At 68.2% G+C, this 19994-nt stretch carries 18 protein-coding genes; 4 read left to right on the top strand and 14 right to left on the bottom strand.

Annotated features, from left to right (window positions below):
* The first annotated feature begins 118 nt into the window (after positions 1-118).
* Entirely contained in the window at positions 119-775 is a 657-nt protein-coding gene (locus tag CFB82_RS24315) for a VC0807 family protein (RefSeq protein ID WP_089485653.1), read from the top strand.
* A 74-nt stretch (positions 776-849) separates the two neighbouring features.
* Positions 850-1716 carry a CPBP family intramembrane glutamic endopeptidase gene (locus tag CFB82_RS24310; protein ID WP_089485599.1) on the top strand — a complete coding sequence of 289 codons (867 nt, stop codon included), beginning with the start codon at positions 850-852 and terminating at the stop codon, positions 1714-1716.
* Between the two features lie 20 nt (positions 1717-1736).
* On the opposite strand, the gene CFB82_RS24305 is transcribed toward CFB82_RS24310, so the two are convergent.
* The 5 genes from CFB82_RS24305 to CFB82_RS24285 all read right to left on the bottom strand — a co-directional run bounded on the left by CFB82_RS24305 (position 1737) and on the right by CFB82_RS24285 (position 7516).
* Positions 1737-2717: an aldo/keto reductase gene (locus tag CFB82_RS24305; RefSeq protein ID WP_069251768.1), complete on the bottom strand. Its 981-nt coding sequence runs from the start codon at positions 2715-2717 to the stop codon at positions 1737-1739.
* Positions 2718-2906: 189 nt separating this feature from the next.
* Positions 2907-3578: a MarC family protein gene (locus CFB82_RS24300; RefSeq protein ID WP_069251769.1), complete on the bottom strand. Its 672-nt coding sequence runs from the start codon at positions 3576-3578 to the stop codon at positions 2907-2909.
* Positions 3579-3738: 160 nt separating this feature from the next.
* Positions 3739-4539 carry an enoyl-CoA hydratase-related protein gene (locus CFB82_RS24295; protein WP_089485598.1) on the bottom strand — a complete coding sequence of 267 codons (801 nt, stop codon included), beginning with the start codon at positions 4537-4539 and terminating at the stop codon, positions 3739-3741.
* Positions 4540-4577: 38 nt separating this feature from the next.
* A complete protein-coding gene (gene paaK / locus CFB82_RS24290) occupies positions 4578-5900 on the bottom strand; it encodes a phenylacetate--CoA ligase PaaK (RefSeq protein WP_089485597.1) in 1323 nt (440 codons plus the stop codon).
* A 59-nt stretch (positions 5901-5959) separates the two neighbouring features.
* The gene (locus CFB82_RS24285; RefSeq protein WP_089485596.1) at positions 5960-7516 is read right to left on the bottom strand and encodes a 3-hydroxyacyl-CoA dehydrogenase; all 1557 of its coding nucleotides are present in this window, start codon (positions 7514-7516) and stop codon (positions 5960-5962) included.
* A 550-nt stretch (positions 7517-8066) separates the two neighbouring features.
* Between CFB82_RS24285 and CFB82_RS24280 the strand changes: the two genes are divergently transcribed.
* Complete coding sequence (locus tag CFB82_RS24280; protein ID WP_069251773.1) at positions 8067-9155, top strand: calcium:proton antiporter; 1089 nt, start codon at positions 8067-8069, stop codon at positions 9153-9155.
* Positions 9156-9249: 94 nt separating this feature from the next.
* Here CFB82_RS24280 and CFB82_RS24275 read toward each other — a convergent pair whose 3' ends face one another.
* The 9 genes from CFB82_RS24275 to CFB82_RS44105 all read right to left on the bottom strand — a co-directional run bounded on the left by CFB82_RS24275 (position 9250) and on the right by CFB82_RS44105 (position 19012).
* Positions 9250-10383, bottom strand: coding sequence for a transporter substrate-binding and LysM peptidoglycan-binding domain-containing protein (locus CFB82_RS24275; RefSeq protein WP_089485595.1), 1134 nt, complete (start codon positions 10381-10383; stop codon positions 9250-9252).
* 20 nt (positions 10384-10403) lie between these two features.
* Positions 10404-11177, bottom strand: a complete 774-nt coding sequence (locus tag CFB82_RS24270) for a hypothetical protein (RefSeq protein ID WP_046548017.1) — start codon at positions 11175-11177, stop codon at positions 10404-10406.
* Positions 11178-11845: 668 nt separating this feature from the next.
* A complete protein-coding gene (locus CFB82_RS24265) occupies positions 11846-12670 on the bottom strand; it encodes an amidohydrolase family protein (RefSeq protein WP_089485594.1) in 825 nt (274 codons plus the stop codon).
* Positions 12667-13689, bottom strand: a complete 1023-nt coding sequence (locus CFB82_RS24260; protein ID WP_089485593.1) for a hydroxyacid dehydrogenase — start codon at positions 13687-13689, stop codon at positions 12667-12669. Before CFB82_RS24260 ends, CFB82_RS24265 begins: the two co-directional genes overlap by 4 nt.
* Positions 13686-14756: a LacI family DNA-binding transcriptional regulator gene (locus CFB82_RS24255; protein ID WP_089485592.1), complete on the bottom strand. Its 1071-nt coding sequence runs from the start codon at positions 14754-14756 to the stop codon at positions 13686-13688. Before CFB82_RS24255 ends, CFB82_RS24260 begins: the two co-directional genes overlap by 4 nt.
* A 22-nt stretch (positions 14757-14778) precedes the next feature.
* Entirely contained in the window at positions 14779-16665 is a 1887-nt protein-coding gene (locus CFB82_RS24250; protein WP_089485591.1) for a TRAP transporter large permease, read from the bottom strand.
* Between the two features lie 3 nt (positions 16666-16668).
* Entirely contained in the window at positions 16669-17697 is a 1029-nt protein-coding gene (locus CFB82_RS24245; RefSeq protein ID WP_089485590.1) for a TRAP transporter substrate-binding protein, read from the bottom strand.
* A 285-nt stretch (positions 17698-17982) separates the two neighbouring features.
* Positions 17983-18891, bottom strand: coding sequence for a LysR substrate-binding domain-containing protein (locus CFB82_RS24240; RefSeq protein WP_089485589.1), 909 nt, complete (start codon positions 18889-18891; stop codon positions 17983-17985).
* On the bottom strand, positions 18884-19012 hold the full coding sequence (locus CFB82_RS44105) for a hypothetical protein (RefSeq protein ID WP_256990456.1): 129 nt from the start codon (positions 19010-19012) through the stop codon (positions 18884-18886). The genes CFB82_RS24240 and CFB82_RS44105 overlap by 8 nt, the downstream gene beginning before the upstream one ends.
* Between CFB82_RS44105 and CFB82_RS24235 the strand changes: the two genes are divergently transcribed.
* Positions 19005-19943 (top strand): 2-hydroxyacid dehydrogenase, encoded by a 939-nt coding sequence (locus CFB82_RS24235; protein WP_089485588.1) that lies wholly within the window; start codon positions 19005-19007, stop codon positions 19941-19943. The genes CFB82_RS44105 and CFB82_RS24235 overlap by 8 nt on opposite strands.
* Positions 19944-19994: the final 51 nt, after the last annotated feature.

The raw sequence follows: 19994 nt of genomic DNA, 5'->3' as shown, positions 1-19994 counted from the left end.
GACGCGGCACCGCAACCCCGCCCGCTTTTTAGATATACTCAATCGAACCCTTTTCGGGGCAACCGCAGGCCAACACGCCCTTTGCAGGTTCGCCCCAACCTGCGTGGAATTGCTCACCGTGAAACCGCGAGCCGGACTGATCCTCGAACTCTTCGTCAACCTGGTCCTGCCGTGGGTTGCCTACCGGGGCGCGCAGCCGTATTTCGGCGAAACCGGCGCGCTGTACGCGTCGGCGGTCCCGCCGATCATCTGGTCGGTCGTCGAATTCATCCGCTCGCGCCGCGTCGATGCGGTGGCGGCCATCGTGCTGCTGGGCATCGCGCTGTCGATCCTCGGGATGGCGCTCGGCGGCAACGCGCGCACGCTGCTGATGCGCGAATCGCTCGCGTCGGGCACGATCGGCGTCGTGTTCCTGCTGTCGTTGTTCCGCGAACGCCCACTGATCTTCTATCTCGCCCGCGCCACGGTCGCCCGCGAGATGGATGGCGGCGCCGCGCATTTCGAAACCGTCTGGGAAGCCCAGCCGGGGCTGCGGCAGATGCTCCGGCGGATGACCTTCGTGTGGGGCGCGTTCATGACGCTGGAAATGCTGCTGCGCCTCTGGATGGTCGTGACCTGGCCGGTCGAACGCGTGCTGGTCGTGTCGCCGGTCATGGGCTACACCGTGTTCGGCTGTCTGCTGCTGTGGACGTTCTGGTACCGGCGGCGGATGCGCGAGCGCAACAGCGTCCACGTCCCGGGCCGCGACAGCATCACCGAAACCGCCGGCCGCTGACCGCTCTCCACCGGCATCGCAAGAGGGCTGCTGTATGATGCGCGGCGTCTCGTCCGACGAATGCCGCTCCTGTCATGTCCCTTTCGCTCCTTCCGTCCGCCACGATCTGGCTCGCCCTGTTCGCGGCCGCCGCGTTCGCGTGGCATCGCCCGCAGCACGGCCTGAGCGCCGGCCTCGCCGCGCTCGGCTATGCGTGCGCGCTGGCGTTCGGCAAGCTCGGGCCGCTCGCGCTGGCCCCGCTCGCGTTGCTGGCCGCGGCCGCCTGGGGCGTGATGCCCGAGCGCCCGCGCGCGGTGCGCATCGCCGCGCACGTCGTCTTTGCCGCCGTCGCGATCGCGCTCAGCCTGCACCTGATTCCCGGCTTCCACAATCCGCGCGTGATCGGCCCGACTCGCTTCACGCCGGATGCCGTGCCGTTCACGATGTACCTGAATCTCGACAAACCGCTCGTCGGCTTGTGGCTGGTGTGGGTGCTGCCGTGGGTCGCCCCCGACGTCCCGCTGTCGCGCGCGCTGCGCACCGGCGCGGTGGCGGCCGTCGCAACGGCGGCCGCGTGCCTGGCCGGCGCGCTCGCGTTCGGGATGGTCGGCTGGGCACCCAAATGGCCGCCGTCGGGCTGGCTGTGGCTCGTGAACAACCTGCTGATCGTGACACTCGCCGAGGAAGCGCTGTTCCGCGGCTACGTGCAAGGCGGACTGACGCGCGCGCTGCGCGCGTTCGCATGGGGGCCGTGGGCCGCGCTTGCGATCGGCGCGGTGCTGTTCGGCGCCGCGCATGCGGCCGGCGGCTGGCAATGGATCGTGCTCGGCACGGTGGCCGGCGTGGGCTACGGCCTCGCCTGGCGGCGCGGCGGGCTGCTCGCGTCCGCGCTCGCGCATGCGGGGTTGAACGTCGTCCACTTCGGCCTGTTCACCTACCCGATGCTCGACGCCGCGCGCTGACGGCCGCGCGGCGCCGCCGCTCAGTTGATCCCGGCGACCGCGTGCGGCACGTACGGGCGTTCGAGCGTGGCGATCTCGTCGTCGGTCAGTTTCAGTTCGAGTGCGGCCAGTGCATCGTCCAGCTGCTGCGGCTTCGAAATGCCGACGATCGGCGCGGTGACCCCGCGCTTCTGCGCGACCCACGCGAGTGCAACCTGCGCACGCGGCACGTTGCGGGCGGCCGCGATCGTCGCAACGGCATCGACGACCGCCTTGTCCGACTCCGCCGTCGCATCGTAAAGCCGCTGGCCGACCGCGTCGCTCTGCTGCCGCTCGGTCGATTCGTCCCAGTTGCGCGTCAGGCGGCCGCGCGCGAGCGGGCTCCACGGAATCACCGCGATCCCTTCGTCTTCGCACAGCGGCAGCATTTCCCGCTCTTCTTCCCGATACAGCAGGTTCAGGTGGTTCTGCATGCTGACGAAGCGAGTCCAGCCGTGCTGCTTCGACGTGTGCAGCGCCTTCGCGAACTGCCACGCGAACATCGACGACGCGCCGATATAGCGCGCCTTGCCGGCCTTCACGACGTCGTGCAGCGCCTCGAGCGTCTCCTCGAGCGGCGTGCCGTCGTCCCAGCGGTGAATCTGGTAGAGATCGACATAGTCGGTGCCGAGCCGCTTCAGGCTCTGGTCGATGTCGGTCATGATCGCCTTGCGCGACAGCCCCGCGCCGTTCGGCCCGGGCCGCATCCGGTAGAACACCTTGGTCGCGATCACGATGTCGTCGCGTTTCGCGAAATCGCGCAGCGCGCGGCCGACGATCTCCTCCGACGTGCCGTCGGAATACATGTTCGCGGTATCGAAGAAATTGATGCCGGCTTCGACCGCCCGCTGGATGATCGGACGGCTCTGCGCTTCCGGCAGCGTCCACGGATGCGTGCCGCGTAACGGTTCGCCGAACGTCATGCAACCCAGCACCAGCTTCGACACGTCCAGCCCTGTCGATCCGAATTTCACGTATTCCATTGCACGCCTCGCCATTGAAGTTGAGCTGACGGCCGGATGCGCACCGCGCATCCGCCGGACCGTCGCATGGTATCCCGGGCGGCAAAAATGCGTGCGGCGTCGCCGCAAGTTGCGAAGGAAGTGCCCGCGAGCGCGAGGGCGCGCGCGCGGCGTCGGCTGCGCGGGGCGTGCGCAGCGGCGCCGGCCGCTTTACTTGACCTGGTCGGCGATCGGCTGCAGGAACGCGGAAAAGCCGGTCAGCATGATCTGCACGCCGATGCACAGCAGCAGGAACGCCGACACGCGTTTCGCGACCTTGGTGCCTTCGCTGCCGAGGTAGCGCGACAGCAGCGCGGAGCGGCTGTAGACCTGCCAGATCACGATCGCAACCAGCACGGAGACGGCGATCGACACGATGCTCGACAGCGCGAACTCCGACAGCTTGTGCGTGCGGTTCGCGTTCAGCGCGATCGCGGTCGCGATCGAGCCGGGGCCGACCGTCAGCGGCATGGTCAGCGGGAAGAATGCGCGCGTCATGATCGCGTTCGCGTCGATCGGCTTGACCGGCGTGTCGCCGCCGCCCGGCCCGTCGGGCTCGTTCAGCATCTGCCAACCGGCCACCGCAACCGCGAAGCCGCCGCCGATCCGCAGCGCTTCCATCGAGATCCCGAAGAAATGCAGCACCGGCGTGCCGGCGAAGAACGCGACCATCAGCACGACGAACGCGTTGAACGCGACCTTCCTCGCGAGCAGATCGCGTTCTTGCTCGGTGAGCGCCTCGGTCCGTTCGAGAAACAGGAACGCGATGCCGATCGGGTTGATGATGCCGATCAGGCCGGTGAAGCCGAACAGGATCTCGGAGATAAGGCGGTTGACGATCATCGGATGAAGAATCGGTCGGGGCTGGGCCGGCAGCGCGCCGGAGGTCACGCATTGTAGAGCAAGCGCCCGCGCCCGAGCCGCAAAATTCGGCCGGGCCCGCCGTGCCGTCGATCGTCGCCGTTTCCCCTTGGTTTCCTCTTGGTTTCCCCGTGGTTGCCCCTTACTCGGCGCCCGCCTCCCAGGCCGGCGGCCGCTTCGCGAAGAACGCGGCGAAGCCTTCCTTCGCTTCCGGCGTCGCCCGCACGCGGGAGATCGTCTGCGCGGTGAACGCCGCGCGCTCGTCCGACGGCGGATACTCGCCGATCGCATCGAAGAAGCGCTTGATCTCCATCAGCGCATTCGGGCCGTTGCGGCCGAGTTCGGCGAGCGTCTTGTCGAGTGCTTCGTCGAGCGACTCGAGCGGCACGGCCTGGTGGATCAGGCCGATCGCGACCGCTTCGGCTGCGGCGAGCTGGGTCGCCGTCAACGCGAGGCGGCGCGCCTGGCGCTGGCCGACCGCCTCGACCAGATACGGGCCGATCACGGCCGGCAGGATCCCGAAGCGTGCCTCGCTGACCGAGAAGCGCGCGTGATCGCTCGCGATCACGATGTCGCACGCCGCGCACAGGCCGACGCCGCCACCGAACGCATGGCCCTGCACGCGCGCCACCGTCGGCTTCGGGCATTGCCGGATCGCGCGCATCATCGCGGCGAACCGCTCGGCATCGCGCAGGTTCGCGGCCGCGTCGTTCGCGCTCGCGCGCTGCATCCACTGCAGGTCGGCGCCCGCGCAGAACGCGCGGCCATCCGAGCGGAGCACGATCGCACGCACGTCGTCACGCCGGCCGAGCGTGGTGAACGCGTCGGTCAGTTCGGCGATCATCGTCTCGTCGAACGCGTTGAGCACGTCGCCGCGCTGCAGCGCGACGGTTGCGACGCCGCGCGCATCGACCGTGACGGCCAGGGTCTTCAATCCATCCATCGAACAGGTTTCCTCGGGTTGAACGGCAAACAGGGGAATCAGGCGGCCTGGCGGCGGTCGATCACGCGCCGGGCCTTGCCGGTCGCGGTCGAGGGAATGCCGCCCGCGGCCAGCACCGTCACACCGGACGACACGCCGACCATCGTCTTGATCCGGTGCTGCAGCTCGCGCGCGAGCGCCGCGCGATCGCTTTCAGTGACGGACGCAGCCGCTTCGGAGCGCAGTTCGACCGCGAGGTCGAGCCGGTCCATGTGACCGTCGCGCGACAGCGTGATCTGGAACTGGCCCGACAACTGCGGCAGCGCGACGACGATCTCCTCGATCTGGCTCGGAAACACGTTCACGCCGCGCACGATCAGCATGTCGTCGGAGCGGCCCGTGATCTTCGCGAGCCGGCGCATCGCGCGCGCGGTCGGCGGCAGCAGCGCGGTGAGGTCGCGCGTGCGGTAGCGGATCACCGGCATCGCCTCCTTCGTCAGCGACGTGAACACCAGCTCGCCCTGGCTGCCGTCGGGCAGCACTTCGCCCGTGACCGGGTCGATGATTTCCGGGTAGAAATGGTCTTCCCAGATCACCGGGCCGTCCTTCGTCTCGACGCATTCGCACGCCACGCCCGGGCCCATCACTTCCGACAGCCCGTAGATGTCGAGCGCGTCGATGCCCACGCGCGTCTCGACTTCCTCGCGCAGCGCCTGCGTCCACGGCTCGGCGCCGAAGATGCCGATCTTCAGCGACGATTCGGCCGGGTCCATCCCCTGCCGCACCATCTCGTCGATCAGGTTCAGCATGTACGACGGCGTGACGAGGATGATCTTCGGCTCGAAATCGCGGATCAGCTGCACCTGCTTCTCGGTCTGGCCGCCCGACATCGGCACGACCATGCAGCCGAGCCGTTCCGCGCCGTAGTGAATCCCGAGGCCGCCGGTGAAGAGCCCGTAGCCGAATGCGTTGTGCAGCGTGTCGCCCGGGCAGCCGCCGGCCGCGCGGATCGAGCGCGCGGTCACGTTCGCCCACGTGTCGATGTCGCGCGCGGTGTAGCCGACCACCGTCGGCTTACCCGTCGTGCCGCTCGACGCGTGCACGCGCACGACCTGCTCGCGCGGCACCGCGAACAGCCCGAACGGATAGTTGTCGCGCAAGTCGTTCTTGGTCGAGAACGGGAATTTCGCGAGATCGGCGAGCGACTTCAGGTCGTCCGGATGCACGCCCGCCGCATCGAACGTGCGGCGATAGTGCGGGACGTTGTCGTATGCGTGGCGCAGCGACCACTTGAGGCGCTCGAGCTGCAGCGCCTGCAGTTCGTCGCGGCTGGCGGTCTCGATCGGCTCGAGGGCGGCGGCGGGATGCGTCGGGTGAGTCATCGGGGTGCTCCTCCAATGGAGTGATGTCGTTATCGTGTTCGAGGTAACGGGGGCGACGGCTACGACCGGAACGTGCGGCCGGCCGCATGCAGCGCGGCGATGCGCGGCGACACGCGATAGCGGTCCTCGCCGTAGCTCGCCGCCAGGTTCGACAGCACGCGATGCACGCGGCCGATGCCGATCTCATCGGCCCACGCGAGCGGGCCGCACGGGTAGTTCACGCCCTTCTCCATCGCGAGATCGAGATCGGCGGCCGAGCACACGCCCTGGTTCACCGTGTCGGCCGCCTCGTTCGCGAGCATCGCGACGGTGCGCATCGCGACCATGCCCGGCACGTCCGCGACGCCGACGACGCGAAACCCCGCCTGCTGAAACAGGCCGACCGCATCCGCATAGGCCGCATCGCTGCACTGGAGCGCGCGCGTCAGTGCAACGAGCCCGGCCTGCGCGTAATCGCGCGCAAGGTCGACCAGCACGAGATCGGCCACGCCCGTCTGCGCGGCGCGCACGGTCGCGGTACGGCCGTCGGTCAGCGCGATCGAAGCGCGGCCGGCCTTTGCGAGCAGGTCGTCGGCATGCGCGCCGGCCTGCCGGGCGCCCGGAATGCGTTCGGCGAAGCGCGCATGCAGCGCGGCGGCCGGGCCGTCCTGCGCAAACAGCACGACGTCGGCCGGCGCATCGCGCGGTGCTTCGAGATCGGGGGCGGGCGGCGTCGCGCCGTCCGCATACGAATAGAAGCCGCGGCCCGACTTGCGTCCGAGGAAGCCCGCGTTCACGAGTTCCTGCTGGATCAGCGACGGCGTGTAGCGCGGATCGTTGAAATACGCGCGGAACACCGATTCGGTCACCGCGAAGTTCACGTCGTGGCCGATCAGGTCCATCAGCTCGAACGGCCCCATCCGGAAGCCGCCGGCCTCGCGCATCACCGCGTCGATCGATGCCGGCGCGCCGCCCTGCTCGTTCAGCACGCGCAGCGCCTCCGCGTAGTACGGACGCGCAACGCGGTTCACGATGAAGCCCGGCGTCGATTTCGCCATCACGGGCCGCTTGCCCCACGCAGCGGCGGTCGCAACCAGCACCTGAGCGACTTCCGGCGCGGTCGCGAGCCCGCTGACCACCTCGACGAGCGCCATCAGCGGCGCCGGGTTGAAGAAATGCAGGCCGGCGACGCGCTGCGGCACACGCAGCCCGGCCGCGATCGACGTGATCGAGATCGACGAAGTGTTGGTCGCCAGCAGGCACGCGTCGTCGACATGGCGCTCGAGCGTCGCGAAGATCTCGCGCTTCACGTCGAGCCGCTCGGCCGCCGCCTCGACGATCAGCGCGGCGCCCGCGAAGTCGGCCAGTTCGCGCACCGCGCGAATCCGGGCGCCGGCCGCGTCGGCCTGAGCCGGTTCGAGCCGGCCCTTCTCCGCGAGGCGCGCGAACTGCGCGCGGATGCCGGCCAGCGCCTTGTCGCAAGCGGCTTCGTTCAGGTCGTACAGCAGCACCGTATGGCCGGCCGCCGCCGCGACCTGCGCAATGCCCGCGCCCATCGCGCCGGCGCCGATCACGCCGACGACGGCCGACGGCGCCAGCGCGCCCGAGTTCACCGAATGTGCAGAAGAAACAGCCATCGCTTGCGATCCGTCATGAAGTGGAGGTGCGAGCGATTATAAACCGACCGGTCGGTAGATTTATGTCAGGGCGAGCCCGAATTTGTCGTGCAAGAGACCGTTACGGAAACGGTAAAGACAAAAAAATCGAAAGGTCGGGGCACTTTTTGTAAACCGAAAGGTCTATGAAAGCATTCGAATATGAGATAGTGACCCCCGAACGCCTGATAAAATTCGACAAATCGCCGGATTTCAGGGGGAAACCGCGTGACACGTCGCACCGCCGTCCATCGCCGGCCGCCCTTCCGGGGTCGGAACCGAGCCGCCGGCCCGTGCGTCGTCACACGTGCTCGCCTCGTCGTTCGCGGCCGGCCGCATCGAATCGTTTCATCCCGCGACGGGCTCCGGCCTGCCCGCGCCCCCCGCCGCTTCAGGGCGGCGAACCAAGGGCAGCACCGTTGCGTGCCGCCCCCCTTCGGTTTCATCATCCTCGTTCGGCAGATAGTACGGCCGGGCTTCGTCAACCCGTGACGGCGCGTCGCGCGCCGCCACTCGCATAAGGAAACCCTCCATGCCGCTCTCGTCCAACCAGCTCCCGCGCTGGACCCTCGTGGCCCCGCTTGCCGCCTGGCTGGTCCTCGCGCTGTCGCGCGTCGTACCGGCCGAAGGCCTCGTCATCGCGGTGTTCGCCGCCGCCCTCGCCGGCGCCGTGTTCGCCGCCGTCCACCATGCCGAAGTCGTCGCGCACCGCGTCGGCGAACCGTTCGGCACGCTCGTGCTCGCGGTCGCCGTGACCGTCATCGAAGTCGCACTGATCGTGTCGGTGATGCTCGGCGCGGGCCCCGAGAAATCGGGCCTCGCCCGCGACACCGTGTTCGCCGCCGTGATGATCATCTGCAACGGCATCGTCGGTATCTGCCTGCTGGTCGGCGCGTGGAAGCACGGCGAACAGGACTTCCAGGGCCGTGGCGCCAGCAAGGCGCTCGCGGTGCTGGCGTCGCTGTCGGTGCTGTCGCTCGTGATGCCGAACTACCTGAACGCCGCGCCGGGCCCGTTCTTCTCGAAATCGCAGCTCGCGTTCGCCGGCGTGTCGTCGCTCGTGCTGTACGGCGCCTTCGTGTTCGTGCAGACCGTGCGCCACCGCGACTACTTCCTCGCCGCGCACGACAGCGCGAACGAAGCCGTTCACGCGGCGGCGCCGAGCAACCGCACCGCCGTGATCAGCATGCTGCTGCTGTTCGCGAGCCTCGTCGCGGTCGTGCTGCTCGCGAAGCTGCTGTCGCCGGCCGTGGAGCATGCGGTGATGCAGCTCGGCGCGCCCGAGGCCGCGGTCGGTATCGTGATCGCCGCGCTCGTGCTGCTGCCGGAAGGGCTCGCGGCCGTCACCGCCGCGCGTGCGAACCGCCTGCAGACCAGCATGAACCTCGCGCTCGGTTCGGCGCTCGCGAGTATCGGGCTCACGATCCCGACCGTCGCGGCCGTGTTCATCTGGGTCGGCCAGCCGCTCACGCTCGGCATCGGCCCGATGGAAACCGTGCTGCTGGCGCTCACCCTGCTGGTCAGCACGCTGACGCTCAGCCAGGGGCGCACGACGGTGCTGCACGGCGTCGTGCACCTGTCGCTGTTCGCTGCTTACCTGTTCCTGTCGATCACGCACTGACGCAGAAAAGCGCGCGGCCCGGCGGATCCTCTCCGCCGGGCCGCGCGCCGTCCTTCACGTCCCTTCAGCTTCCTTCGTTCACGTCGCGCCGCCGTTACCGCACCGGAATCACCAGATGCTGGCCCGCCAGGATCAGGTTCGGGTTGGCGAGGTTGTTGCGGCGTTGAATCTCGCGATAGCGCTGGCCGCTGCCGAGCTTGCTCGCGGCGATCAGGTTCAGCGTGTCGCCTGCCTTCACCACGTACGTGTGCTCGCCCGACGCGGCCGCGGTCGTCACCGCCTGGTCGCTGACGAAGTACTTGCGCAGCAGGTCGAGATACTGCGGCGACTGCTTGAGCTTCGCGATCGCGGCGTTCAGGTAGATCAGCAGATCCTGGTCGTCGGCACGCACGCCGATCTTGTACGCGATATTCGAGCCGTCGAGCTTGGTCACCGCGAACTTCAGGTCGGTGTTCTTGATCGAGCTGACCGCGAACGGATAGTCGTAGATGAACGCGTCGACCGTATGGCCATCGATGCTCTTCGCGATGAAGGCCGGATCGGAATCGTCGACCTCGACGAACTTCACGTTCGGGTACTGGCGCGTGACGAACGCACGCACGTCCGGGTCACCCTTCAGGATGCCGACCGTCTTGCCCGCGAGATCGTCGGTCGAGCGGATCGCGGAGCCCTGCCGCACGATCAGCGAGTAGCCGAAATCGTCGACGTACGGCACCGAATAGACGACGCCCGACGGCGTGTTGTCCGGGAACGTCAGCCCGTCCATCGCCACGTCGACCACGTGGTTCCCCTTCGCATCCGTATCGAGCAGTTGCTTCGGGACGCCCGGGTACGTGTCGACCTCGTGACGCGTATCGACGACGACCGGCTTGCCGCCGTGCGAAAACGACGGATCCGCGAACAGCAGCCGCGCGAATTCGACGTTGAAGCCGTGCGGCGTGCCCTTGTCCTCGCCGAAGAACGGTTCGCTCGGGTTCTGCACGGAGATCCGCACGATGCCGTTTTCGGCGATCGATTTCAGCGCGCTGGCCTGCGGCGTGAAGCCGGCCGGCAGCACGTTGGACGACGGCGACGTCTGCGTGGACGGGCCGCTGTCGCCACCTTGCGCGGACGTCGAGGCCGGGGGCGCGTCGTGCGCGGGAATCAGCGTCGACAGGCCGCCCTGATGCACGATCCATACGCCGACGAGCACGACCAGAAATGCGATGGCGCCAAGCAATTTTTTCATGGTTGCGAGCCTGCAGGAAGTTATTGTTGTTTCGACGGCAGTTGCGCGGGGGTCGTCGCATCGAGCCCGGGCGCGTGCGGCGCGTTCATCACCGCCTGCTGCTGTGCCTGCTTGACCTCGGGGTTATCCATCAGCGACGTCTCCATTTCGGAGAACGCCTTGTTGACCGAGCGCATCACCGAATCCACGGCCACGTCGGTCTTGATCTGTTCGAACGTGTCGGACGCCTGCCGGCCCGCGAGCTTGTTCATCTGCTGCGCGGCCTGCGACATGTCCCACATCGCCTTCGCACGATCGATCGCCGATGCGAAGTTCTTCAGTTCGGCCTGCACCTGCTTGTAACGCCCCTCGCGAAACGAGAGCAGCTGCTTCATCGTGTCGAGCTGCTGCCGGAAGCGCGGCGCATCGTCCGGATACTGCTTCTCGAACAGCTCCGTCTTGTTCTCGAAGTTCTTCACCTCGGTGCGGAACGCCGTGATGCTGTCCGCGAATTTCTGGGCCGCCTGGCGCTTTTCCGCGAGCTGGTTGATCAGCGTCTCGATCGGATTGGCCTGCGCCTCCTGGACGATCATCTTCACCTTCTGGTTCGCGAACTTCATCGCGACGACCGGCGCGAAATAGATCGCGCCGAGGCCGATCACGCCCGCCGTGACGAGCGCGATCACCCCCTTCAGGATGAACAACGCCGCCGGTGCCGCGATCGCGACGCCGGCGATGATGATCGCCCACTTGATCAACTTGACCTTGCCACTCCCCGAACTGCCGTTTGCTTCTTCATTCGAAAGCTGCGACATGAGTTTTTCTCCTTGAACCTCGAACCGAACTGCTTGCGTTTGCCTTTTTCAGGCTCAATCGAAATGCTTCGGACTCCGGTGCCGCCGGGCAGTCAGGCAAGCCGGCGGCGCAATACAAGGATGGGCGCGACGGACGTCACGAGACGCCGGTGTAGGCGCCGTTCAGGATGCGGTGGTGAGGAGCGGCAGACGACGCTGCGATGCGGCGCGCCAGACGGGCGCCGTTCATCGTCGCGGCTCGCGCGCGGACGGGAAAGTGTACCGATGCACGGTACGAAACAGGATGACGGATACGTGACGCGACGGGCGTCGGGGGAAGCGTGGTTCCGGCGGGCCGACAAACGCGGGGCCGGTATTCCGGTACGAGTGCGTAAAGGCTCATCGTTGTTCTTCTGCGTATCGCGGGTGCAGGAACCGCGCGGCCGGCGCGTCCCGCTCCAAATGCACGGACGTATCCTGCGCCGACCGGCATGCAGCGTCAAGCAGTTGTCGCAGTGCAGCGAAGCTGCCGCGCTCCTCCGTTGGAACACCGGCAGCGAACCAGCTTTCAGCACGGTAAGGATTCGCAGGACTGCGACCTGTCGCGCTCGGTCAGGATTGCTAGGCATCGCTTGCGCAAGCTTCCGGATTGAAAGCTTGTCACGCTCGGCCTCGTCCTTGCGGCCGACTCAGAATCCGTAAAGTACGGTCGGGTTGTCGACCAGAATCGCGCGGCTGACCGCATCGTCGGCCGTGCAGTCGTCCAGCCAGCCGAGCAGGCGCAGGTCGTCGGGGATCGGCGACGCGTTCGGGTGCGGCCAGTTGCTGCCCCATACGCACCGCGCCGAATGGTGGCGCGCCAGCACGGCGGCGAGACGCGCGACATCGTCGTAACCGGGTGCGCCCGAGCGCGACGTCTCGTACGGCGCGGACAGCTTCACCCATGCGTGACCACGGTCGAGCAGGCGCCGCAGCGCAAGAAACGCCGGCGCGTCCGGCGCGACGGGCGTCAGGAACTTGCCCGTGTGATCGATCACGACACGCGCCGGTAGCGAGGACAGCAACGGCAGGACCTCGGGCAACGTCCGGCCGTCGAGCTGCAGGTCGACGTGCCAGCCAAGCGGCCCGATCCGCGCAGCCACGCTCTCCAGTTCGTCCCACCGCGCGAGGCCGCCCGCCAACATCATGAACCGGACGCCGCGCACGCCCGCCGCGTGCAACCGCGCCAGCTCCGCATCCGGCACGTCGACCGGCAACGTCGCGACGCCCCGCGCCTGCTCGCCGAATGCGGCCAGCGCGTCGAGCAGGCAACGGTTGTCCACACCATAGCCGGTCGGCTGCACGATCACGACGCGGGCAAGGCCGAGCCTCTGCTGCACCCGGCGATACGCATCCACCGGCGCGTGGGGCGGACGGAACGTCGCCGTCGGCGCGAGCGGATAGGCGTCGTCATAAATGTGGATGTGGCAATCGCACGCGTCGGTCACCCGCCCGGTGGGCACGTCGTGTCTCATCGCGCGCCCGGCCCGGTATCGGCCCCTGCCGTGCGCCAGCGCGCCAGCCGCGTTGCGTGCTCCGCGTTGACGGCGCCGCGCGGCACGCTTCCGGCGAGCAGCGCCGCGAGCTGATCGACCGTCTCGAGCGCCTGGTGCTCGACCGCGGGCAGCGTCAGGCCGCCGACATGCGGCGTCGCGATCACCCGCGGATGGGCGGCGAGCGCGGGCGTCGGCATCTGGTCCGCCGCGCGCCCGACGTCGAGCGCACAGCCGGTGAGCCGGCCGGTGTCGAGCGCCTCGGACAGCGCCTGCTCGTCGACCAGTTCGCCGCGCGACGCATTGATGAAATACGCGCCCGGCTTCATGGCCGCGAACGCGCCCGCATCGATCAGGTTCGCGGTGGCCGGCGTCGCCGGCGCGAGGCACACGACGAAATCGGCCGCTTGCAACAGCGCCGCGAACTCGACCTGTTCGAGCCCCGGTGCGTCGACGCGCACGTATGGATCACTGACGAGCACACGCATCCCGAGCGCCGCCGCGATCGGCGCCAGGTGGCGCCCGATCTGTCCGTAACCGATCAGGCCGAGCGTGCTGCCGCGCAATTCGCGCCCCATCTGCGGCACGGGCGGCATCCCTTGGTGGTAGGCCGACGCATAACGCCCGATACCGCGCGCGAGATCGATCATCGCGCCGATCACCCACTCGGCGACCGCCGGCGCGAAACCGGGGCTCGCCTGCGTGACCAGCACGCCGAACGCGCTCGCCGCGTCGACGTCGACGGTGCGGATATCGACCGCGCAGCGCAGGAACGCCGCCAGTGCGGGCAGCCCGGCGAACAGCGCCCGCGGCGCGGGCGTCTGCCGGTACGCGATCATCGCATCGCAACCCTGCGCGGCCGCGATCAGTTCGTCCGTGCCCAGCTCGCGATCGAGCGGGTTGCACGTGACGTCCGCGATCGCCTGCAGCGCATGCATGGCCTTCGCGCCGAAATAGCGGTCGAGCATCCCCGACGGATGCGTGACGAAGACGCGCGTCATGCGGCCCCTCCGTGCGAGTGATCCGCTTGCGGCGGCGGCGCAACCGATGCGCGCTCGACGAGGGTCACGCCGGAGAATACGTGCGGCTCGTGCGCCAATGGCGTATCGCCGTCCGGCCGCATCACGCGCCGGACCATTTCCTCGGCCATCTCGGTGACGGGCAGTTGCACCGTGGTCAACGCCGGATTGGAAATCGCCGACAGGAAGTGACCGTCCATCCCGACGACCGACACGTCGTCCGGCACGCGCAGGCCGCCGTCGCGCAATCCGGCCATCAGGCCGAGCGCGAACAGGTCGTTGACCGCGACGATGCCGGTCGGCCGCGCCGGATCGGCGGCAAGCGCGACGCCCAGCGCGCGCCCCACGTCGACGATCACGGCGTCGCCGTACTCGTTCGTGGGGCCGCCGTCGAGCACCCGCGCGCGTGTGTCGACGCCCGCCTCGCGCGCCGTCTCGAGAAAGCCGCGGATCTTGTCGCTGCGGCTCACCGTCATGCCGGCGACCGTCGCGAACGCGAGCCACCGGTGTCCCGCATCGACCAGGCAACGCGTCGCGAGCCGCGCGGCGGCCTCGTTGTCGGCCGTGACGTGTTCGACCTTCGACAACTCGCCGGGCGTCGCGCGCCGGTCGTAGCTCACCACCGTCATCCCGCGCTCGGCCGCGCGCTCGAGGTGGCGCTCGTCGGCCAGCGACGAGATCACGATCACGCGCCGCACGCCATGCGCGAACAGGTCGTCGAAGAACGACGCCTCCTTCTTCGCATCGCGATACGTATTGCCGATCAGCACGCGATGACCGTACCGTTCCTGCGCGCAGGCCTCGACTTCGCGCGCGATATAGCCGTACATCGGGTTCGCCATCGACGGCACCAGCAGCCCGACGAGCGGCGTCTGCCCCGTCTTGAGCTGGCGCGCGAGCGTGCTGGGCCGGTACTGCAGCACTTCCATCGCGGCCTTCACGCGTTCGAGCGTTTCCTGCTTCATCTGGTCGGTACGGCCGTTGAGCACGTTCGAAACCGTGCTGACCGATACGGCCGCATGACGGGCCACGTCCTGAATCGTACTCATGTCGTCTTGCTGTAAAAGGCGGCTACAGGCCGAAATGGGCCGGCAGCCACAACGAAAACGCCGGCACGAGAATCAGCGCCACGAGGGCGGCGACCAGCACCAGCAGATATTTCACCATCGGCCGCGCAACGTGCCGGACTTCGGTGCCCGTGATCGCGCAGGTCGTGAACAGACCGAGTCCGACCGGCGGCGCGAACAGGCCGAGCCCCATCGCCACCACCACGACCGTGCCGAAATGCAGCGGGTTGATGCCGAGCTGCAGCGCGATCGGCGCAAGCAGCGGCCCGAAGATGATCAGCGCCGGCGCCCCCTCGAGCACCGCACCGAACACGATCATGACCAGCGCCGCGAGCAGCAGGAACATCGTCGCACCGTACTGGTGGGCGAACGCGGTCATTGTGCCCGAGACCAGCGCCGGAATTTGCTCGATCGACAGCGCGAACGACACACTCGACGCCGCGGCGACGATGAACAGGATGCCGCCGGCCATCGACGCGGCACGCACGAACACGCGCCCGACCGAACGCCAGGTCAACTCGCGAAACGCGAGCCAGCCCGCCACGAGCGCATAGACCACCGCGAACGCGGACACCTCGGTCGACGTCGCGATCCCCGACGTCACGCCCTTGCCGATCATCGCGACCATCACCAGCGCGACCAGCGCGCCGCCCGCGAGCGGCAACCACGCGCGGCGTTCCGTGAACACCGCCGACACGTCGATCCTGCGCCCGGTGACCACCGTGACCACGGCGAGTGACGCGGCCAGCACCGCGGCCGGCACGATACCCGCGACGAACAGCCCGGCAATCGAGATGTTCGCGACGAAGCCCATGATGATCATGTTCACGCATGGCGGGATGGTCTCCGCCATCACCGCGCTGCACGCGAGCAGCGCGGCCGTTTCGTCGGGATCCTGGCGCGCACGGCGCACCGCCGGCATCACGACGCCGCCGACTGCCGCGATGTCGGCGAGCTTGGAGCCTGACACACCGGAAAAGCAGGCCGTCGCGAGAATCACGATCAGCCCGAGCCCGCCCCGCACGCGCCCGAAAATCCGCAGCAGCAGTTCGACGAGCCGTGCCGACATGCCGTTCGATTCCATCAGCAGCCCGGCCAGCACAAAGAACGGCACGGCGAGCAGCACGAAGTGATCGGCGCCGGCCATGACCTGCTGCGAATAGACGAGCAGCGGCAGGGTCGGGTCGGCCAGGAAATACAGCAGCGCCGAGAACGCGAGCACGAAACCGATCGGCACGCCCAGCACGAGCCCGCCGACGAAACCGGCGGCCAGCAGCATGCCCGGCGCGATCGCGTGCGCCGGCACCAGCGCATTCCATCCGTACAGCGCGGCCGCGAACGCCGCGCAGCACGCGAGCGTGCCGATGACCCGGCGGCGCGGCGCGTCGAGCGCGTTCGCGAGCGCGAACACGGTCATGAACAGCGCGCCGAACATCATCGGGTACACGTTGATCCAGCCCGGCAGCCCGCCCGGCGTCAACTGGTCGTACGAATCGGCCAGCAGCTGGCACGACGACACCAGCAGGTTCAGCGAGACGGCCGCGACGATCCAGTGGCCGATCTGCACGAGCGCGCCCTGCCAGCGCGCGGGGAACCCGCCGCGAAACAGGTCGATGCCGACGTGCTGGCTGCGCCCGAGCACCGTCGCCGCGCCGAAAAACACCAGCACGATCATCAGCGCACTCGCGACCTCTTCGGTCCAGTCGAGCGGGTCGTGCAGGAAATAACGGCACACGACCGACACGAACACGACGAGCACATCGACGGCCAGCACGGCCGCGGACACGTATTCGATCGCGCGCAGCATCGCGTCCAGCACGCGCGCGACGAGGCGTGCCGGGCGGCCGGCGCCAGGCGCCACCGCGGCGCCCGAAACGGAACAGGTCTCCATCGTTCAGCCCCGCACGGCGGCGATCGCCGGAAACAGCGGCGCGGTCGCCGGATACTGCGTGGCGAATGCCGTATAGAGCCGGTCGCGCATCGTCTGCCGCAACGCCGCGCGTTCGGCCGGCGCCATCGGATGGAAGCGCATGCCGTGCTGCTTCAGCGCCTGCTCGGCCTGGTCGGCCTTCTGCGCGGCAATCGCGCGCTGCTGCGCGGTGGCGTCGGCCACCGCGCGATCGAACGCGGGTCGCAGGTTCGCCGGAATCCGGTCGAGCGCACGCCGCCCCATCACGACGGTCATCGCGGCAAACACGTGTTGCGATTGCCAGCACGATTTCACCACTTCGTCGAACTTGCTCGCGAGCACCGTGGCCGGATCGTGCTCGAGCCCGTCGACGACGCCCGTCTGCACGGCCATGTACAGCTCGCCGAACGGAATCGGTGTCGGCACCGCTCCCATCGCCTTGAAGGTGTCCATGAACGCCGGCGTCGGCAGCACGCGCAGCTTCGTGCCCTTCAGCCCCTGCAGCGCCAGCACGGGCTGCTTCGTGAACACGCAGCGCCCGCCGAAATGCGAACCCCAGGTCAGCACCGAGCAGCCCGCGCGCTTTTGCAGCAACGCGTTCAGGCTTGCACCGACCGGGCCGTCGAGCACCTTCGCGACATGCGCATAGCTGTCGAACAGATAGCCGAGATCGAGCATGCCGAGCTCCGGCGCCACCGTCGCCCAGATCGACGAACCCGCGATCATCATGTCGATCGCGCCGATCTTGACCTGCTGCACGACATCGCTCTCCTTGCCGAGCTGGCTGTTCGGAAAGTAGTCGACCCGGATCGCGTCGCCGACACTCGCCTTCAGGTTCGCGGCAAGACGCTCATACCACACGTAATGCGCGGCGTTCTGGTCGGCCGGCATCGACGACGAGCAACGCAGCGTCACGACCGGCTGCGCGCGCACGGCTTCCGGCAAGCCGCCTGCGGCCGCCAGCGTCGCGGCGGACACCGTCTGCAGAAAGCGCCGCCGGGTGTAGGTATTCATGGGCCGTCTCCTTTGCGATGGCGTCTTACGACGCGCTGTATCGATTTAGTGTATCGATACAGTAATACGACGACCGATGAGATAAAAATGAGGGTTTTCCCGTGACAAGGGTGAAAACGGGCGATCTGTGCCGTCGATTTCCGGCCGCTTTCTTTGTAAATAAACGGGATACCCGCCGATTCCCGACGACCCGAAAAACGATTCGGGCAGGCGCCTCGAATCATCAGACGACAGACTTTTAATCAAGCAAGCATGCGGGCGGGACGCTCGCGCGAGCCGCCCCCTCTATGCGCCCGCTTCGTCAGCGCTCTCGGTCAGAAACCGCTCGACCATCGCGTTGAACACCGGCAGCGCCGGATTGTCGTTGTCCGCACGCCATGCGAGATACAGTTCGGCCGCCACGTCGGCGCCCGCCAGCGGCCGGAACACCACGCCGTCGACATGCAGTTCGCGCGCCGACGCCGGCACGAGCGCGGCACCGAGCCCCGCGCGCACGAGGCCGAGGATCGTATGCGTCTGCCCGACGTAATGCAGGTAGTTCGGCAGCCGTCCCGCGTTCGCGAACAGGCCCGAGATCAGGTCGTGGAAGTATTTCCCCTCGTTCGGCGAATACGCGATGAACGGCTGCCGGTCGAGATCGTCGGGGCCGATGCGCTCGCACGCGGCGAGCGGCGCGCCCTCCGCGACCGCGACCAGCATCGGCTCGCGCTGCACGAGCCGGTATTCGAGCGGCTGGCGCGCGGCACGCTGGCGCACGAAGCCCGCGTCGAGCATCCGCGACGCCAGCGCATCGATCTGTACGGTCGACACCATCTCGCGCAATTCGATGTCCACGTCGGGCAGCGCGTGCGCGGCATGCGCGAGCAGCATCGGGATCATCCGGTATGCGCTGACCGCCGTGAAGCCGAGCGTGATACGGCCGGCGCCGCCATGTGCCACGCGCTGCGCGGCCTGCTCGGCCCGTGCGGAGAATTCGAGGATGTGCCGCGCGTCGCGCAGAAACCGCTCGCCGGCCGCGGTCAGGCTGACCTGCCGGCTGCTGCGTTCGAGCAGCGCGATGCCGAGCGCATGCTCGAGCAACTGGATCTGCCGGCTGAGCGGCGGCTGGGTCATGAAGAGCCGCCGGGCCGCGCGACCGAAATGCAGTTCCTCGGCGACCGCGACGAAGCAGCGAAGCTGGTGCAGTTCAATCATCCAATTCTTGAATCAATCGATAGTCTTTTGATGTTAGACGCATATCGATGCGATTTCTATACTCGGTTGCACCTGATGCACGGCCCGCGCCGCGCACGACGACCGAGACCTTCATGACCATCGACATCCTCCTCACCCAGCCGCTCCCCGACACCATCGACGCCGAACTGTCCGCCCGTTACGCGGTGCACCGGCTGTATGCGGCCGAGGAACCGGACGCACTGCTCGATCGCGTGGCCGCACGCATTCGCGGTGTCGTGACCGGCGGCGCGAACGGCCTGTCCGCCGCACTGATGGACCGGTTGCCCGCGCTCGAGATCGTCGCGATCAACGGCATCGGCACCGACGCGGTCGATCTCGACCGCGCGCGGGCACGCGGCATCCACGTGACGACGACGCCCGACGTGCTGACCGACGACGTCGCCGACATGGCGATGGGGCTGATCCTGATGACGCTGCGCGACCTCGGTGCCGGCGAGCGCATCGTGCGTGCCGGCCGCTGGGGCAAGACGGCCCAGCCGCTCGCGACGCAGGTGACCGGCAAGCGGCTCGGCATCGTCGGGCTGGGCCGCGTCGGCCGCGCGATCGCGCAGCGCGCGCAGGCGTTCCGGATGCCCGTCAGCTACTTCGGCCCGCGCGAGCATCGCGACAGCGGCTATCGCTTCGTGCCCGACCTCGCCGCGCTCGCGCGCGACAGCGAGGTACTCGTGATCGCGGCATCGGCCGATCACGGCAACGTGCTCGTAACCGCCGACGTGCTCGCCGCGCTCGGCCCCAAAGGATTCCTGATCAATGTTGCACGCGGCAAGCTGGTCGACGAAGCCGCGCTCATTCGCGCGCTCGCCGACGGCACGATCGCCGGCGCCGGCCTCGACGTATTCGCGCACGAACCGCACGTGCCGGCCGGGTTGCTCGAGCTCGACCGCGTCGTCGTGCAGCCGCACCGTGCGAGCGCGACCCGCGAAACGCGCGAAGAGATGGGCCGGATCGTGCTCGCCAACCTCGCCGCGTGCTTCGCGGGCCAGCGCCCGCCGACCAGCGTCACGCGCTGATCACCGCGCACCGCACGGCCGCCCCTCGTTACAACACCGGATGCCTCCGCT

Origin of the sequence: Burkholderia sp. HI2714 (assembly GCF_002223085.1) — a bacterium.
Classification (GTDB): Bacteria; Pseudomonadota; Gammaproteobacteria; order Burkholderiales; family Burkholderiaceae; genus Burkholderia; species Burkholderia lata_D.
Note: the sequence above shows the minus strand (reverse complement) of the source record. Positions and strands in the feature narration are given on the sequence as shown.

Coding starts and splice junctions, on each gene's coding strand:
- CFB82_RS24270 (WP_046548017.1), bottom strand. CDS start 11,177: ATGTCGCAGCTTTCGAATGAAGAAGCAAACGGCAGTTCGGGGAGTGGC.
- CFB82_RS24305 (WP_069251768.1), bottom strand. CDS start 2,717: ATGGAATACGTGAAATTCGGATCGACAGGGCTGGACGTGTCGAAGCTG.
- paaK (WP_089485597.1), bottom strand. CDS start 5,900: ATGACTCACCCGACGCATCCCGCCGCCGCCCTCGAGCCGATCGAGACC.
- CFB82_RS24245 (WP_089485590.1), bottom strand. CDS start 17,697: ATGAATACCTACACCCGGCGGCGCTTTCTGCAGACGGTGTCCGCCGCG.
- CFB82_RS24280 (WP_069251773.1), top strand. CDS start 8,067: ATGCCGCTCTCGTCCAACCAGCTCCCGCGCTGGACCCTCGTGGCCCCG.
- CFB82_RS24310 (WP_089485599.1), top strand. CDS start 850: ATGTCCCTTTCGCTCCTTCCGTCCGCCACGATCTGGCTCGCCCTGTTC.
- CFB82_RS24235 (WP_089485588.1), top strand. CDS start 19,005: ATGACCATCGACATCCTCCTCACCCAGCCGCTCCCCGACACCATCGAC.
- CFB82_RS24275 (WP_089485595.1), bottom strand. CDS start 10,383: ATGAAAAAATTGCTTGGCGCCATCGCATTTCTGGTCGTGCTCGTCGGC.
- CFB82_RS24240 (WP_089485589.1), bottom strand. CDS start 18,891: ATGATTGAACTGCACCAGCTTCGCTGCTTCGTCGCGGTCGCCGAGGAA.
- CFB82_RS24260 (WP_089485593.1), bottom strand. CDS start 13,689: ATGACGCGCGTCTTCGTCACGCATCCGTCGGGGATGCTCGACCGCTAT.
- CFB82_RS44105 (WP_256990456.1), bottom strand. CDS start 19,012: ATGGTCATGAAGGTCTCGGTCGTCGTGCGCGGCGCGGGCCGTGCATCA.
- CFB82_RS24250 (WP_089485591.1), bottom strand. CDS start 16,665: ATGGAGACCTGTTCCGTTTCGGGCGCCGCGGTGGCGCCTGGCGCCGGC.
- CFB82_RS24255 (WP_089485592.1), bottom strand. CDS start 14,756: ATGAGTACGATTCAGGACGTGGCCCGTCATGCGGCCGTATCGGTCAGC.
- CFB82_RS24300 (WP_069251769.1), bottom strand. CDS start 3,578: ATGATCGTCAACCGCCTTATCTCCGAGATCCTGTTCGGCTTCACCGGC.
- CFB82_RS24265 (WP_089485594.1), bottom strand. CDS start 12,670: ATGAGACACGACGTGCCCACCGGGCGGGTGACCGACGCGTGCGATTGC.
- CFB82_RS24295 (WP_089485598.1), bottom strand. CDS start 4,539: ATGGATGGATTGAAGACCCTGGCCGTCACGGTCGATGCGCGCGGCGTC.
- CFB82_RS24285 (WP_089485596.1), bottom strand. CDS start 7,516: ATGGCTGTTTCTTCTGCACATTCGGTGAACTCGGGCGCGCTGGCGCCG.